This window comes from Pengzhenrongella sicca (genome assembly GCF_017569225.1).
Taxonomy (GTDB): Bacteria; Actinomycetota; Actinomycetes; order Actinomycetales; family Cellulomonadaceae; genus Pengzhenrongella; species Pengzhenrongella sicca.
In genome coordinates, this window is record NZ_CP071868.1 from 2,910,655 (window position 1) to 2,925,459 (window position 14,805).

General features: G+C 73.2%; 13 protein-coding genes. 5 read left to right on the top strand and 8 right to left on the bottom strand.

The annotated features are described in order from the left end of the window. Positions 1 to 54 precede the first annotated feature (54 nt). The 3 genes from J4E96_RS13340 to J4E96_RS13350 all read right to left on the bottom strand — a co-directional run bounded on the left by J4E96_RS13340 (position 55) and on the right by J4E96_RS13350 (position 3,613). Entirely contained in the window at positions 55 to 1,626 is a 1,572-nt protein-coding gene (locus J4E96_RS13340; RefSeq protein WP_227422583.1) for an RNA polymerase sigma factor, read from the bottom strand. A gap of 135 nt (positions 1,627 to 1,761) precedes the next feature. Then, a complete protein-coding gene (locus J4E96_RS13345; protein ID WP_227422584.1) occupies positions 1,762 to 2,163 on the bottom strand; it encodes a universal stress protein in 402 nt (133 codons plus the stop codon). Between the two features lie 103 nt (positions 2,164 to 2,266). Next, on the bottom strand, positions 2,267 to 3,613 hold the full coding sequence (locus tag J4E96_RS13350) for a DUF4192 domain-containing protein (protein WP_227422585.1): 1,347 nt from the start codon (positions 3,611 to 3,613) through the stop codon (positions 2,267 to 2,269). 142 nt (positions 3,614 to 3,755) lie between these two features. Between J4E96_RS13350 and J4E96_RS13355 the strand changes: the two genes are divergently transcribed. After that, a complete protein-coding gene (locus J4E96_RS13355) occupies positions 3,756 to 4,349 on the top strand; it encodes a hypothetical protein (protein ID WP_227422586.1) in 594 nt (197 codons plus the stop codon). Between the two features lie 21 nt (positions 4,350 to 4,370). Continuing rightward, positions 4,371 to 5,480: a polyprenyl synthetase family protein gene (locus J4E96_RS13360; RefSeq protein WP_227422587.1), complete on the top strand. Its 1,110-nt coding sequence runs from the start codon at positions 4,371 to 4,373 to the stop codon at positions 5,478 to 5,480. A gap of 45 nt (positions 5,481 to 5,525) precedes the next feature. On the opposite strand, the gene J4E96_RS13365 is transcribed toward J4E96_RS13360, so the two are convergent. After that, positions 5,526 to 5,963 (bottom strand): Rv2175c family DNA-binding protein, encoded by a 438-nt coding sequence (locus J4E96_RS13365; RefSeq protein WP_227422588.1) that lies wholly within the window; start codon positions 5,961 to 5,963, stop codon positions 5,526 to 5,528. Positions 5,964 to 6,163: 200 nt separating this feature from the next. Here J4E96_RS13365 and J4E96_RS13370 point away from each other — a divergent pair, with 200 nt between their 5' ends. After that, on the top strand, positions 6,164 to 7,579 hold the full coding sequence (locus tag J4E96_RS13370; RefSeq protein ID WP_227422589.1) for a lytic transglycosylase: 1,416 nt from the start codon (positions 6,164 to 6,166) through the stop codon (positions 7,577 to 7,579). Positions 7,580 to 7,606: 27 nt separating this feature from the next. Next, a complete protein-coding gene (gene pknB / locus J4E96_RS13375) occupies positions 7,607 to 9,622 on the top strand; it encodes a Stk1 family PASTA domain-containing Ser/Thr kinase (protein WP_227422590.1) in 2,016 nt (671 codons plus the stop codon). Between the two features lie 30 nt (positions 9,623 to 9,652). On the opposite strand, the gene J4E96_RS13380 is transcribed toward pknB, so the two are convergent. The 3 genes from J4E96_RS13380 to J4E96_RS13390 are packed head-to-tail and all read right to left on the bottom strand — an operon-like array spanning position 9,653 to position 13,092. Next, complete coding sequence (locus J4E96_RS13380; protein ID WP_227422591.1) at positions 9,653 to 11,023, bottom strand: class II 3-deoxy-7-phosphoheptulonate synthase; 1,371 nt, start codon at positions 11,021 to 11,023, stop codon at positions 9,653 to 9,655. Beyond that, positions 11,020 to 12,237, bottom strand: a complete 1,218-nt coding sequence (locus J4E96_RS13385) for a pyrophosphate--fructose-6-phosphate 1-phosphotransferase (RefSeq protein WP_227422592.1) — start codon at positions 12,235 to 12,237, stop codon at positions 11,020 to 11,022. Before J4E96_RS13385 ends, J4E96_RS13380 begins: the two co-directional genes overlap by 4 nt. Before the next feature lie 57 nt (positions 12,238 to 12,294). After that, complete coding sequence (locus J4E96_RS13390) at positions 12,295 to 13,092, bottom strand: lysophospholipid acyltransferase family protein (RefSeq protein WP_227422593.1); 798 nt, start codon at positions 13,090 to 13,092, stop codon at positions 12,295 to 12,297. Between the two features lie 67 nt (positions 13,093 to 13,159). Between J4E96_RS13390 and J4E96_RS13395 the strand changes: the two genes are divergently transcribed. Beyond that, complete coding sequence (locus tag J4E96_RS13395) at positions 13,160 to 13,693, top strand: hypothetical protein (protein WP_227422594.1); 534 nt, start codon at positions 13,160 to 13,162, stop codon at positions 13,691 to 13,693. A 50-nt stretch (positions 13,694 to 13,743) separates the two neighbouring features. On the opposite strand, the gene J4E96_RS13400 is transcribed toward J4E96_RS13395, so the two are convergent. Further along, positions 13,744 to 14,688, bottom strand: a complete 945-nt coding sequence (locus J4E96_RS13400; protein ID WP_227422595.1) for an ROK family glucokinase — start codon at positions 14,686 to 14,688, stop codon at positions 13,744 to 13,746. Between the last annotated feature and the right edge of the window lie 117 nt (positions 14,689 to 14,805).

Below are 14,805 nucleotides of genomic sequence, written 5' to 3' on the forward strand. Positions count from 1 at the left end.
GCCGAAAGCCCGGCTCGGTGAGGCACCGGGCCGGGCTTTCGGAGCAATTCACGCTCAGTCGAGGTAGTCCCGCAGCACCTGAGACCGGCTCGGGTGGCGCAGCTTCGACATCGTCTTGGACTCGATCTGCCGGATGCGCTCGCGCGTCACGCCGTAGACCTTGCCGATCTCGTCGAGCGTCTTCGGCTGGCCGTCGGTCAGCCCGAACCGCATCGACACCACGCCCGCCTCGCGCTCGGACAACGTGTCGAGCACCTGGTGCAGCTGCTCCTGGAGCAACGTGAAGCTCACGGCGTCGGCCGGCACGACGGCCTCGGAGTCCTCGATGAGGTCGCCGAACTCGCTGTCGCCGTCCTCCCCGAGCGGGGTGTGCAAGGAGATGGGCTCGCGGCCGTACTTCTGGACCTCGACGACCTTCTCCGGCGTCATGTCGAGCTCCTTGGCGAGCTCCTCCGGGGTGGGCTCGCGGCCCAGGTCCTGGAGCATCTGGCGCTGCACGCGGGCCAGCTTGTTGATGACCTCGACCATGTGCACCGGGATGCGAATGGTGCGCGCCTGGTCGGCCATCGCACGGGTGATCGCCTGGCGGATCCACCACGTCGCGTACGTCGAGAACTTGTAGCCCTTGGTGTAGTCGAACTTCTCGACTGCCCGGATGAGCCCGAGGTTGCCCTCCTGGATCAGGTCCAGGAAGAGCATGCCGCGCCCGGTGTACCGCTTGGCGAGCGAGACGACGAGCCGCAGGTTCGCCTCGAGCAGGTGGTTCTTCGCGCGGCGTCCGTCGGCCGCGATCCACTCGAACTCGCGGCGGATCTTCGGCTCCATCTTCAGCCCCGCGGCGAGCCGCTCCTCCGCGAACAGCCCGGCCTCGATGCGCTTGGCGAGGTCGACCTCCTGCTCGGCGTTCAGCAGCGCGACCTTGCCGATCTGCTTGAGGTAGTCCTTGACCGGGTCGGCGGTGGCGCCGGCGGTGACGACCTGCTGGGCCGGCGCGTCGTCGTCGTCGGCGTCCGAGTAGGTGTACCCGGCGTCCTCGGACTCCTCGCCCGCCTTCACGACGGTCACGTTGGCGTCGTCGGCGGGGGCGTCGCTCGCCTCGGGCTCGGCCTCGCCGAGCCGGGCCTGCTCGGCCGCCTCCTTGTTCGCGGCGGCCTTCGCGGCGCGAGCCGACACGGCCTTCTTGGCAGCCGGCTTGCGGGTGCTCGCGGGTGCAACGGCCGTCGCGGCGCCGGTGTCGGACGCGGCCGCTGCGGCCACCGTCGTGGTCGTCACCGGCTTCTTCGCGGCGGCCCTCTTCGCGGTGGCCTTCTTGGCGACCGCCGGCTTCTTGGGTGCGGCGGCGTCGGAACTGCCGACGGACGCGCTCGCGGACTTGCGGGCAGTGGTCGTTGCGGCGGCGACCTTCGCCGAGACCACGATCGGGTCGGACACGGCGATGCCCGCTGCGGCGAGACCGCGATAGACGGCCTTGAGGCGCCTCGCGTCATTGACCTCGGCGGACTCGCATGCGGAACGGAATGACTCGGCATCCACGGAACCGTGGGTGCGGCCGCGCACGACGAGCTCCTGCAAAGCAGGGTGCTCGAACTCGCGCGGAAGTGAAGGATTTGTGGAGAGGGACGACACGAACGACCTTTCGGCAGCGCCTGGCCCGGAGTCGAGGTCCGGGTACTCATCTATTGTACCGGCCGGGTCGTCGTTCACCCCGCCGAAGACCGCCCCGTCTCGGGGCTCATCCGACCAACGAGCGGCCGCCGTCGATCATTCCCGCGTGGGCTTGACCGAAAGGACCGGGCACGGTGAGTCCAGCAGGATCCGCTGGGCGTTCGCGCCGAGGATGAGCTTGCCGACGGGGCTGCGCCGGCGCAGCCCGATGACGATGAGCGAGCCGTCCGTCTCCTCGGCCGCGGCGATGAGGTCGTCGGCCACGTCCCGACTGCGAGCGACGAGCCGGATCTCGTGCGCGATGCCGCGCTCGTCGAGCAGCTGGCGCACCGCGTTGAGCGCCGTGACCTCGTCGACGGGGCCAAATTCGCCCCGCTCGATCCCTTGGCTGCTGGTGACGACGACGACCCGCGTGGAGCGAACCTCGGCTTCGGTCGCGGCTGCCTCGAGCGCCGCCCGACCCTCGGGCGTTGCGAGATAGCCCACGACGATGCTCATGCGTCCTCCGTTGCCCTTACCCAGCCGCCATCGGCTGGTCACCCCGACCGTACCGGAGGTGCGCGGCCTGGTGCGCGACGCCCGCGCGCCGGGCGTCCGCGCGTCACGGCGTGCGCCGGACCCACCCCGGCGGCAGACCCACCGACAGCGCGTCGAGCACGAGGTGGGCGAGGCGATGGCCCGGGTCGTCCGTGAGGGCGCGCTCGACCAGCACGCCCGCGCGGGCGCTGTCGGTCTGCCACCACGCGAGGAGGGCGAGCAGCGCGAGCGCCGGCGCGCGCCGCGGGCCGTGCGCGTGCGCGACGACCCGCTCGAGGACGCTCGCCGCCGCCCGCAGCAGCTCCTCGTCGGGCGGGACCCCGGTCGCCGGGTCGGCGATGCGGCCGAGCGCCTCGGTCGTCGCGCGCGAGACTCGTGCCGTCCGCCCGCCCCGTCCGCCGGAGCCGTCCTCGGCGTCGTCCTCCCGCAGGCTCCGCTCCGCCAGGTCACCCGCGCCGGGCACGAGGGTGAGCAGGATCGCGTCCCGGACCTGGACGTCGCTCAGCGCCGCCTCGATCCGGCCGACGATCGCGGCCGACGTCGCGCCGTCGCGGTCGCGGCTGCCGTCGCGGCTGCCGTCGCGGCCGCCGTCGGGGTCGCGGGCGAAGTCGCGGTAGGAGTCGCGGTAGGGGTCGACCGCGCAGTCGCGGCCGGCGTCGAGGGCCGCGCGCCAGGAGGCGAGCCCGTCGGCCCGCCACTGGTGGAGCTGCTCCGGCCCGGCCGCCGCCGCGCGGGCGCGGCGGGATCGCGCCCGGTCCGCGACCCGAACCGCGTTGCGACGGCGCGCCGCCGGCGCCGGCCGGATCTGCGCGAGGTCGTCGCGCGAGTCCTGTACCGAGGCCCCGGCCAGCACCATGTGGGCGCCGACCTGGGTGCTCTCAAGGTCGCGCAGGGGCCGACCGCCCGGGGGGCAGCACCCGTCGTCGTCGCAATCGAGCGCGAGGTAGCCCGAGGCGGTCACGACCCAGACGGCGACCTCTCCGAGGAACGGCTCGGCGGCCACGCAGAACAGGCCCGCTCCCACCCGTGCGTGCGCGGCGCGCGCGACGCCGGCCAGCGTCGGGCCCGGCACCGTCGGGCCCGGCGCGGTCTCGCCCGGCCCGGTGCCGACGACGACGCTCGGCCGGCCCCGGCCGAACCGGTGCCGCGGGTCCTCGGCCGTGTACAGGACGAGCACTGCGTCCCGCGCGCCGTCGGCGACGAGGTGGGAGACGAGGCCGCGGGCAAGCTGCGGGCCGGCGTCCAGGTCGCCGAGATCGGCGAGGTCGACGCGCGCCACCAGGCCGACGCGTCTGCGCGGGGCACGCAGGGAGACGGCGACCGCGCTCTCCTGCGGGCGGAACCCGAGCTCGTAGGGCAGCAGGGCGAGCAGTTCACGGGGCTCGCGGACCCGGATCGTGGGAGGTGCCATGCACCGAGCAGAGCCCACGACGCCGGCTCGCGCCGCCTGCACTCCCCTGCCCTGTTGGCGCGCTCGCGCCCGATCGTCCTGAGGGTGGGTGAAGACTCGCCCGCCGTGAGCCCAGCGCCCCGCGCGCGGATACGGTGGTGCCGTGCGAACTCATGGTGGCCGGCGCAGGGGCGGGTCCCTGCGCTCGTGGCGCACCCGGGCCCGCACCGGGCTGCTCGCGGCGACCGCGGTGGCCCTGCTCGGGGCCTGCGGCGTCGGCCCGTTCGCTGGCACCAGCAGTGGTTCCGCCCCGTCCGCGCTCGCCTCGCCGGGCCCGTCGGTGACGTCCCCCGGGTCGGAGAAGGACTCCCCCGACCCGGCGCTGCTCGCGGATGAGCCGGATCCGGACTCGGCGGTCGGCGCCCTCGCCGAGGGCTTCCCGGCCGACCTGCTGCCCGTCCCGGACGGCGCCGAGGTGCTCGTGTCGTCGGTGGAGCGCGTCGGGGAGTCCGATGCCTACCAGGTGAGCCTGAACCTGCGCACGACGCTCGAGGCGGCCGACGTCGTCGCGGTCTATCGGGCGAGCCTGACCGCTGCCGGGTTCGCGGAGGCCGCACCCGCCGGCGCCGACGCGGCCCTCGCCGCGCAGTCGACCTTCACCCGGTCCGGCGGCGACGAGCTCCTGGTCATCGGCGTGCTCGACCGCGACGGCGTGCGCACGGTCACGATCGGCGGGCGGCTCCGCATCGCGAGCTGAGCGCGCCGATAGGCTGCCCCCGTGACTGACTCGCGCACGGCTCCCGTCGACGTCGAGGACGTCAGGCTCCGCGTCGACCTGCTGCTCGCGGAGCACGTCGCGGCCCAGCGCCGCGTCCTGGCCGGCATCGGGGCGGACACCGCCGCGCTCTCCGACGCGGTCGAGCAGATCCTGTCCGGCGGCAAACGCCTGCGCGCCGCGTTCTGCTACTGGTCCTGGCGCGCGCACGGCGGGCAGCGGGACTCCCCCGCTGCGGCCGCCGTGCTGCGGGTCGGGGCGGCGCTCGAGCTGTTCCAGGCGGCGGCGCTCCTGCACGACGACGTCATGGACGACTCCGACACCCGGCGCGGCCACCCCGCCGCCCACCGCACATTCGCCGATCTGCATGCGCGGTCCGGGTGGACCGGCGAGCCGCGCCGGTTCGGCGACGCCGCGGCGATCCTGCTCGGCGACCTGGCGCTCGTCGCGAGCGACGCGGAGTTCCACGACGCCCTCGTCGGGGTTCCGGTCGACGCCGCACGCGTCGCCCGCGGCGTCTTCGACCTGATGCGCACCGAGGTGACGGTCGGGCAGTACCTGGACGTGCTCGCGCAGGCGCTGCCCTGGGGCGTCGACCCGGCCGCCGACGAGGCCCGGGCCCGCGAGGTGATCCGGGCGAAGTCCGCGCGCTACAGCGTCGAGCACCCGATCGTGCTCGGGGCGGCCCTGGCGGGCGCCGGCGACGCGGCCCGGGCCGCGTGCTCCGAGTTCGGCCTCCCGCTCGGCGAGGCGTTCCAGCTGCGCGACGACCTGCTGGGGGTCTTCGGGGACCCGAGCACGACGGGCAAGCCCGCCGGCGACGACCTTCGCGAAGGCAAGCGCACCGTGCTCGTGGCGCGCGCCATGGCGAGCGGCAACGACGCCCAGCGCGCCGTCCTGCGCGCGCAGCTCGGCGTCCGCGACCTGTCCGCCGACGACGTCGCGATCACCGCGCGGGCGATCGCGAGCTCGGGCGCGCCGCAGCAGGTGGAGGGGCTCATCGCCGAGCTGTCCGCGTCGGCGTTCAGCGCGCTGGCCGTCTCGGGGCTCGCCGAGCCCGGCGCCGGCATGCTGGTCGCCCTCGGCGAGGCCGCGATCGACCGTCGGGCCTGAGCTCGGGCTCGGCGCCCACCGCCCGCGAACGGCGGGCAGGGTCCGCTAGAGCAGGGTCTGGGCGATGCGACGCACCGCGGTCTTGTGCCCGGTGCGCAGCGCCTCGATCGGGGTCATCTGCAGCGTCTCGTCGGGGCTGAACAGCCACCCGATGGCCTCGGCGTCGTCGAACCCCGCATCGCGCAGCAGGGTGAACGTGCCCATGAGTGACGCGAGCACGGCCCACTTGGCCGCCGGCTCGCCGTCGCCGGCCGCGTTCTCGGGCCGGTTGCGCGTCGAGTTCGCGGGATTCTCCAGGTATTCCGGCACGAGGAACGCCCCGGGAATCGACACCACGCGGGGATTTCCGCGGCGCACGCCGACAATTCGGCCCTCCTGGACCAGGCGTCGCACCTTGCCCGCGTCGAGGCCGAGCCGGTAGGCGACGTCGGGCACGGTGAGCCACTCGTCGACCAGGGAATCAAGTGCTGAGGTGTCCGTCACGCCGCACAGCCTACGCAACTCGCCGGTGTGGTCGAGATCAGGACAAACCCCTGTTCTGACCCGGGCAAAGGCGAATTACACGATGGGAATTCAGTGCCCCGGCTTTCGGACCGCCGCGAAAAGCAAGTACGGTCGCAGTCACACCAGTCACATCAGACACATGAGCACCATCCATCACTCACGTCACACGGGGTTCCACCATGACGCAGCACGCCACCGCAGTGCCGATCGCCTATGGGCGGCTCGATGACGCGCAGCCCGCGAGCGCCGCGACCTCGGCCGGCAGCCGCATCCGCCGCCGGGTCGTCACCGGAACCGGAGCCACGCTCGTGCTCGCGGTCGCGTCGGTCGGCGCCGCCGGCGCCGCGCAGGCCGACGAGCAGTACACCGTGCGCAGCGGCGACACCGTGAGCCACATCGCGGCCCGCTCCGGGACCTCGGTGGCGGCGATCGCCCGCGCGAACAGCCTCGGCAACGTCGCCAAGATCCGCATCGGCCAGCAGCTGACGATCCCGACCGGCTCCGCCGCGGCCGCCGCGCCCGCCGCCGCGGCCGCCCCCGCCAGCGCGACGCACACGGTCGTCTCCGGCGAGACGGTCTCCGCGATCGCCGCCCGCGCGGGTACCTCCGTCGCCGCGATCGTCGCGGCGAACGGGCTCGACTCCCGCGCGTTCATCCGGGTCGGCCAGCAGCTGACCATCCCGGGTTCGGGCGCGACCGCGGCAGCCGCCGCCCCCGCCGCGACCGCGACCGCGGCCTCGACCGGCGCGACCCATACCGTGACGTCGGGCGAGACCGTCTCCGGCATCGCGGCGTCGTTCGGCACGTCCGTGGCCGCGATCGTCGCGGCCAACGGGCTCGACTCCCGCGCATTCATCCGGGTGGGCCAGACCCTGCGCATCGGCGGCTCCGCACCCGCCGCCACCGCGACCTCCGCCCCGGTCGCCGCGGCGGCCTCGGCCACGACGCACACCGTTACCTCAGGCGAGACCGTCTCGGCGATCGCCAAGCGGTACGGCACGACGGTCGCGGCAATCGTCTCGGCCAACGGCCTCGACGCCCGGGCGTTCGTCCGGATCGGGCAGCAGCTCAAGGTCTCGGGCGCGGCCGCCGCACCCGCCACCACCGCCCTCGTCGGGAACACCTTCGGGGGGCGGACCTACCCCGAGGCTGTCGTCGCGTCGGCGAACGCCAACAAGGCCACGCTCCTGAGCCTGGGCGTCCCGTCCAAGGCGCAGATGCAGGCCATGGTCGTCGCGACGGCGCGCGAACTCGGCGTCGACCCGGCGCTCGCCCAGGCAATCGCGTTCCAGGAGTCCGGCTTCAACCAGTCGGCCGTCTCCCCCGCGAACGCCATCGGCACGATGCAGGTCATCCCGAGCTCGGGCGAGTGGGCCTCCGACCTCGTCGGCCGGCACCTGAACCTGCTCGACCCGCAGGACAACGTCACGGCCGGCGTCGCCCTGCTGCGCCAGCTCCAGCGCACTAGCGCCGACCTGCCGACGGCGATCGCCAGCTACTACCAGGGCGCCTCGTCGGTCCGGCGCAACGGCATGTTCGCGGACACGCGGGTGTACGTCGCCAACATTCAGACCCACATGGCGCGCTACCGCTGACCGGTTCCGAGGGGTCCCGCCCGTAGGATGACCCTCGTGGGAGCCACTATCACCGACCCGCTCGTCGGCCGCCTGGTCGACGGGCGATACGAAGTCGTCTCCCGGATCGCCCGCGGCGGGATGGCGACGGTCTACCTCGCCATCGACCGCCGCCTCGAGCGCGAGGTCGCGCTCAAGGTCATGCACCCGCACCTGGCCGAGGGCGCCGCGGGCTCGGCCTTCGTCGCGCGGTTCCGGCGCGAGGCCCGGGCGTCGGCCCGCCTGACCCACCCCGCGCTCGTCGGCGTGCTCGACCAAGGCGTCGACGGCGAGACGAGCTACCTCACGATGGAGTACGTGGACGGCGTCAACCTGCGCCGCCACCTCGGCGAACGCGGCGCCCTGAGCGTCGAGGAGTCCTTCGCGATCCTGGAGCGGGTGCTGGACGGCCTCGGCGCGGCGCACCGCACCGGCCTCGTGCACCGCGACATCAAGCCCGAGAACGTGCTCATCGCGACCGACGGGCGCATCAAGCTCACGGACTTCGGGCTCGCCCGGGCCGTCACCGAGATCACGTCGACGACGACGGGCACCGTGCTCGGCACCGTCGCCTACCTCGGCCCCGAGCTAGTCGCCAAAGGTGAGTCGGACGCGCGCACCGACGTCTACGCCGCCGGCATCATGCTCTACGAGATGCTCACCGGCCGGCAGCCGTACACCGGGTCCACGCCCATCCAGGTCGCGTTCCTGCACGTGAACTCCGACATCCCCGCGCCGTCGGACGCCGTCGACTGGCTGCCCCAGGAGGTCGACGACCTCGTGCGAGCGCTGGCCGCGCGCGAGCCGGACGACCGCCCGGTCGACGCCGGCGCCGCGCTCGAGCTCGTGCGGCGCACCCATGCGGCCATGGACGAGACGACCCTGGCGCGGCACGCCGACGTCGCGCCCACGATCACGCTGCACCCGGCGACCGTCGACCCGGAGTCCGCCGACCCGAGCACCGACCAGGAGTCGGACCCCGGCGGCCAGGACGCGCCCGACCCGATGGACTCGGGCGCGACGACGCGCATCGACGTCGCCGCCGAGGGCCGCACCATCGCCCTGCCGATCGGCACGGGGATCCGGACGCCCGACGAGGCCGCGGCAGCCGAGCACTCCGCGACGGCACCCGCGCGGCGCCGGCGCCGGCTGCGCTGGGCTGCGCTCGCCCTGCTCGTCCTCGGGCTGCTTGCCGGCGGGACGTGGTGGTACCTGACCAACGGTCCCGGCGCCTACACCGCGGTGCCCGACGTCGTCGGCATGACCCATGAGGTCGCGGGCGCGCGGCTCGACGAGCGGGGCCTGGACACCACCACCGCCCCGGCGTTCGACGCCGCGCCGGCGGGCACGGTCATCGCGACCGAACCCGAGCCCGGCGCCCTGGTGCGCAAGGACGGCTCCATCGAGCTGACCGTCTCGCAGGGTCCCGAGATGACGACCGTGCCCGAGGGGCTCGTCGGCATGAACTCCGATGATGCGATCGCGGCGCTCACGGCCGCGCGCCTGACCGTCGGCGAGCCCTCGACGCCGTACGACGACGCCGCGCCCGTCGGCTCCGTCATGGCCGTGTCCGCCGAGCCCGGCGCGAGCGTCGAGGTCGACACGGAGATCGTCCTCACGGTCTCCCAGGGGCGCGCGCCGCTCACGGTCAGCTCCGTCGTCGGCGCGAGCCAGGAGCAGGCGACGAAGGACCTCGAGGGTCAGAGCCTGAAGGTCACCGTGACCGAGGCCTTCAGCGACACCGTCGCCGCGGGTCACGTGATCAGCCAGGACCCCGCCCCCGGCGCGGCGGGGCACCGCCTCGACCCGATCACAATCGTGGTCTCTCAGGGGCCCGAGCTCTTCGAGGTGCCCGACCTCTTCGGTAAGCAGTACAAGGAGGCGGCACAGATCCTCACGGACCTCGGGATGGTCCCGAAGAAGGAAGCCCTCTTCATCCGCATCTTCGACACGGTGCGAGACCAAAGCGTCAAGGCAGGCGACAAGGTCCCCCGCGGCACCGAGATCACCCTCTCAGTCGTGTAGACCCCCTGCCCCACCGGGTGCGCGCGCTGGCTACGCCCGCATCAGCTGGACGACCTGAAAGGCCATCTCCAGGGACTGCTGGTGGTTCAGGCGCGGGTCGACCAGGGTCTCGTAGCGCACCGCGAGGCCGGCGTCGTCGATCTCCTCGCTGCCGCCGAGCACCTCGGTCACGTCGTCGCCCGTGAGCTCGATGTGCAGCCCGCCGGGCACCGTGCCCAGCGCGCGGTGCACCTCGAAGAAGCCGCGGACCTCGTCGAGCACGTCGGTCAGCCGCCGCGTCTTGTACCCGGAGTCGGACGTGATGGTGTTGCCGTGCATGGGGTCGCACACCCAGGTCACGGGGGAACCGACCGCGCTGACCTTCTCGACCAGCGCGGGCAGCGCCGAGCGGATCGTGCCGGCGCCCATCCGCGTGATGAACGTCAGCCGCCCGGGTTCGCCCGCGGGGTTGAGCTTGTCCATCAGCGCGAGCGCCTCGTCGGCGGTCGTGGTGGGGCCGAGCTTGACGCCGATCGGGTTGCGCACCCGCGACAGGAAGTCGACGTGCGCGCCGTCGATCTGCCGCGTGCGCTCCCCGATCCACAGGAAGTGCGCCGAGCAGTCGTAGGGCAGGCCGGTCCGCGAGTCGATGCGCGTGAGCGGGCGCTCGTAGTCGAGCAGCAGCGCCTCGTGGCTCGAAAAGAACTCGACCGTGCGCAGCGCGTCGAAGTCCGCGCCGCACGCCGCCATGAACCGGATCGCGCGGTCGATCTCCGCCGCGGTCTCCTCGTAGCGCGCGTAGGACGGGTTCGCCATGAACCCGCGGTTCCACTCGTGCACGCGCCGCAGGTCCGCGAACCCGCCGGTCGTGAACGCGCGCAGCAGGTTCAGCGTCGACGCCGACGTGTGGTACGCCTCGAGCAGCCGGTCGGGGTCCGGGATCCGGGCCTTCGGCGTGTAGTCGTGGCCGTTGATGATGTCGCCGCGGTACGCCGGGAGCGTCACGTCGCCGCGCGTCTCGTCGTTGGAGCTGCGGGGCTTCGCGTACTGCCCGGCCATGCGCCCCATCTTGATCACCGGCAGGCTCGCACCGTAGGTGAGCACGACGGCCATCTGCAGGATCGTCTTGATCTTGTTGCGGATGTTGTCGGCGGTCGCGTCGACGAACGTCTCGGCGCAGTCGCCGCCCTGGAGCAGGAACGCCTCGCCGCGCCCGGCGGCCGCCAGGCGCGCCTTGAGCACGTCGGCCTCCCCCGCAAACACGAGCGGGGGCAGGGTCGCGAGCCGCTCGGTCACCCGGGCGACGTGGTCGAGGTCCGGCCACGTCGGCTGCTGGGTCAGGGGCAGGTCGCGCCACCGGTCGAGCCCGGCAAGCACGTGCGGCTGCGGCGCGACGGCCGCCACGTCCGGCGCGAACGTCACGGCTTCGCCGGGACGAGCTGCTGCCCGATGTCGGCCAGGAGCGCGCCAAACCAGGGCTGCGAGACGTCGAACGCCTTGCCGCCGGCGATCCGCCCGAACGCGATCGCCTTGAGCCGGTCGCCGTCCTCCTCGTCGTGCCCGATGACGCCCGAGGTGCCCTTGAGCGCGCACTCGACCGCGAGGTCGGTCATCGACTTGATCAGGCGCAGGTCCTCGGCGTTGGCGGCCGCGGCGCGCGAGTAGTAGCCGCTCTTCTGCACCATGACCTTCTCCGCGCCGAGCAGCTCGGCGAACTGCTTGGCGAACCAGGCGCCTGGGTTGATCGTGTCCAGGCGCACGTGGCCGAACGCGTCCCGCAGCACCTGCTGCCCCGACGCCTCGAGCTGCTCGACGATCTCGTGCGTGCCGGCGCCCTCGGACAGGAAGATGTTGACGTTGCCGACCTCGTCCATGATCGTGCGCAGGCGCTTCGCCTCGCCGGCGATGTCGATCGCGAGCTCGGGCAGGAACACCGCGTGGATGTCCCAGCGCTCCTGGGTCAGGCCGATGCCGGGCACCCACTCCTGGGTCCCGAGCCACGTGCGGTACGACGCCGCCGCAGCCGCGGTGAGCCAGCCGCAGTGCCGGCCCATGACCTCGTGCACGATGAGCATGCGCGGGCCCGAGCGGTGCTCGCCGATGATGTTCTGGGCGAACTGGGAGGTCTGCTCCGCCGCGGTCCACGCGCCGAGCGACTGCTTGATCGGCACGACGTCGTTATCGATGGTCTTCGGCAGGCCCACGACCGTGAGCGGGTAGCCGTGCTCCTCGAGGTACGCCGCGAGCTCGGCCGCCGTGAGGTTCGTGTCGTCGCCGCCGATCGTGTGCAGCACGTCGACGCCGTCGGCCTTGAGCTGTTCGGCCGCGACCTGCAGGGGGTTCTGGCCCTCGGCGACGAGGCCGCGCTTGACGAGGTCGGCCGCGTTCGAGAGCTTGACGCGCGAGTTGCCGATCGGGGACCCGCCGAAGCGGTGCAACAGGCCGGCCTTGGCGCGCGTCTCGTCGTCGACGACGATCTTGGTGCCGGTGAGCAGGCCGTGGTACCCGTGCTGGTAGGCGATGATCTCGATCTCGGGATCCAGCTCCGTGTACCGCTCGATGAGTCCTCCGACGGCGGAGGACAGGCACGGGGCGAAGCCTCCGGCGGTCAGGAGCGCGACGCGACGAACCGACATGGAACACACCTCTCGTTGGAGTTTCTGCCGCCGGTCACGGGACCTGCGGCGACGCGATCATCCTACTGACGGCTCGGCGTCGTCCTCGGGAGCGACCGGCACCTGGACCTCGGGCACCGGACGGCCGCCGGGCGCCGCCCCGCCGCCCGGCCCGCCGGCCGGCTGCTCGGCGTTGCCGGCGGCGATGCGCGCCTTCTGGGTCGCCGCGTACACGTCGACGTACTCCTGGCCGGACAGGCTCATGAGGGCGTACATGATCTCGTCCGTGACCGAGCGCAGGATGAACCGGTCGTTCTCCATGCCGGCGTAGCGGCTGAAGTCGAGCGGCTCGCCGACGACGATGCCGATCCGGGTGGGGCGCGGCAGCCGCTGCCCGATCGGCTGGGCCTTGTCCGTGTCGATCATCGCGATCGGGATGACCGGGGCGCCGGACTCGAGCGCGAGCCGGGCGACGCCCGTCTTGCCGCGGTACAACCGGCCGTCGGGGCTGCGGGTGCCCTCGGGATAGATGCCGAAGAGCTTGCCGTCGCGCAGGCGGCGCAGCCCGGTGCGCAGCGCGGCCTCGCTCGCGCGGCCACCGGCACGGTCGACCGGGATCGTGCCGACGCCGCGCATGAAGCCGGCGATCATCCGCCCCTTCAGCCCCACGCCGGTGAAGTAGTCGGACTTGCCGATGAAGACGATCTCGCGGCTGAGCTCCAGCGGCAGGAAGAAGGAGTCGACGACGGCGAGGTGGTTGGACGCCAGGATCGCCCCGCCCTCGGCGGGGACGTTCTCGATCCCCCGCACCCAGGGCCGGAACAGCACCTTCAGAACCGGGCCGAAGACCACCCGCTTCAAGAACCAGTAAAACAACCCAGCCTCCTCGAGCGGCTTCGCGGGAAATCCGCGCACCGCCTCATCCGACTCTAGAGTGCTCCCTATGACCGCACGTCACGACGGCCCCGGCCCGACGCCCGACGACGCCGATCGCGCCTCGAGCGACGAGCTCGCCGAACGGTGGAAAGCGATCGTCGCCGAGCTCGGTGAGCTCGATGTCGCGGTGGAATCCGCGCCAGGCGCGGACCCCGCCGGTGCTGCGGGTCCGCCCGTAACCTACCCGGTCGCGCCGCGGGGGCCGGTCCCGCCGCCCGCTGCCGCCCCGCGCGAGCTGTCCGGCCGGGACTGGGACGGCACCGCGCAGTACGACGCCGCCGAGTCGGAGGTCGACGACCAGGAGCACTACGTCCCGCCCGACCCCGGGCCGATCTTCGGCGGCGACCCGCTGCTGACGATGGCGTGGATCGGCGCCGCCGGGATCCCCGTCGCGCTGCTCGTGGTGATCATCGTGTGGCGCGACGCGCCGACCATCCTCCTGCAGGCCGCCGGCGTGGTGTTCGCGCTGTGCTGCATGCTCCTGGCCTGGCGCCTGCCCCACAGCCGCGACGGCGCGGACGGGCCCGGCGCCGTCGTCTGACCCTCGCGGGCCGCGGCGTCGGACGGGCGCGGCGTCAGAGCCGCGCGGCGTCAGATGCGCGCGAGGTCGGCCGCGCCGACGATCCCCGCGTCGTTGCCCATCGAGGCGACCTTGAACTCCGCGAACGGGCGGTAGCCGCGCGCCGACAGGCTGTGGGCGTACGCGTACCGCGCGGGACCGAGCAGCAGCTCGTCGGCCGCGCCGACGCCGCCGCCGATCACGACGACCGCGGGGTCGAGCAGCGCGGCGACGGAGGCCGAGCCCTCCCCGATCCACCGGCCCAGCTCGGCGAGGAGCTCGGTGGCCAGCGGGTCGCCCAGCTTGGCGGCCATGGTGATGTGGGGCCCGCGAAGCCCGGAGACCTCGCCGCCCGCGAGCCCGAGGAGCGTGACCGCCCGCTCGGGGTGCTTGACCATCGCGGCCTGCGCGTCGCGCACCAGCGCACTGCCGGACGCGTACTGCTCCCAGCAGCCCTCGTTGCCGCACCCGCAGATATGGCCGTGCGGGACGACCCGCATGTGCCCGACCTCCGCCGCGACGCCCCACGCCCCGCGCACGAGGTTGCCGCCGACGACGATCGCGCCGCCGAGGCCGGTGCCCACCGTGAGCAGAAGCATGTCCTTCACGTCGCGCCCGGCGCCGAACCGGAACTCGGCCCAGCCCGCGGCGTTGGCGTCGTTCTCGACAACGACGCGGATGTCGGACTTCAGCAGCGCCCGCACGTTCTCCTGCAGGGGGTAGTCGCGCCAGGCGATGTTCGGCGCGAACAACACCGTGGACCGCTCGGCGTTGACGAAGCCCGCGGCGGCGACCCCGATCGCGCCCACCTCGAACTGCTCCGAGAGCTCGACGTAGACCTCGCAGACCGCGCGGTCGATGCTCGCGGCGTCGTCCGGCTCCGTGACGCGTCGGGTCCGGGCGAGGATGTTCCCGTCCTCGTCGACGACACCAGCCGCGATCTTCGTCCCGCCGATGTCTACGCCGATCGCATGCATGTCCGTCCTTCGGTGTGCGCTGTCTGCCGTGGCTGCGAAACGCGGCGGCAGGAATGGATGCGTCAGTTCGTGGGAAGGCTACCCAGGTCCACGCCGAACGTTAGCCGCGCCAGATGC

Excerpts from the sequence above, each read along its gene's own strand:
- J4E96_RS13400 (WP_227422595.1), bottom strand. The coding sequence starts at position 14,688 with ATGCATGCGATCGGCGTAGACATCGGCGGGACGAAGATCGCGGCTGGT.
- J4E96_RS13350 (WP_227422585.1), bottom strand. The coding sequence starts at position 3,613 with ATGGCACCTCCCACGATCCGGGTCCGCGAGCCCCGTGAACTGCTCGCC.
- pknB (WP_227422590.1), top strand. The coding sequence starts at position 7,607 with ATGACCCTCGTGGGAGCCACTATCACCGACCCGCTCGTCGGCCGCCTG.
- J4E96_RS13370 (WP_227422589.1), top strand. The coding sequence starts at position 6,164 with ATGACGCAGCACGCCACCGCAGTGCCGATCGCCTATGGGCGGCTCGAT.
- J4E96_RS13345 (WP_227422584.1), bottom strand. The coding sequence starts at position 2,163 with ATGAGCATCGTCGTGGGCTATCTCGCAACGCCCGAGGGTCGGGCGGCG.
- J4E96_RS13395 (WP_227422594.1), top strand. The coding sequence starts at position 13,160 with ATGACCGCACGTCACGACGGCCCCGGCCCGACGCCCGACGACGCCGAT.
- J4E96_RS13385 (WP_227422592.1), bottom strand. The coding sequence starts at position 12,237 with ATGTCGGTTCGTCGCGTCGCGCTCCTGACCGCCGGAGGCTTCGCCCCG.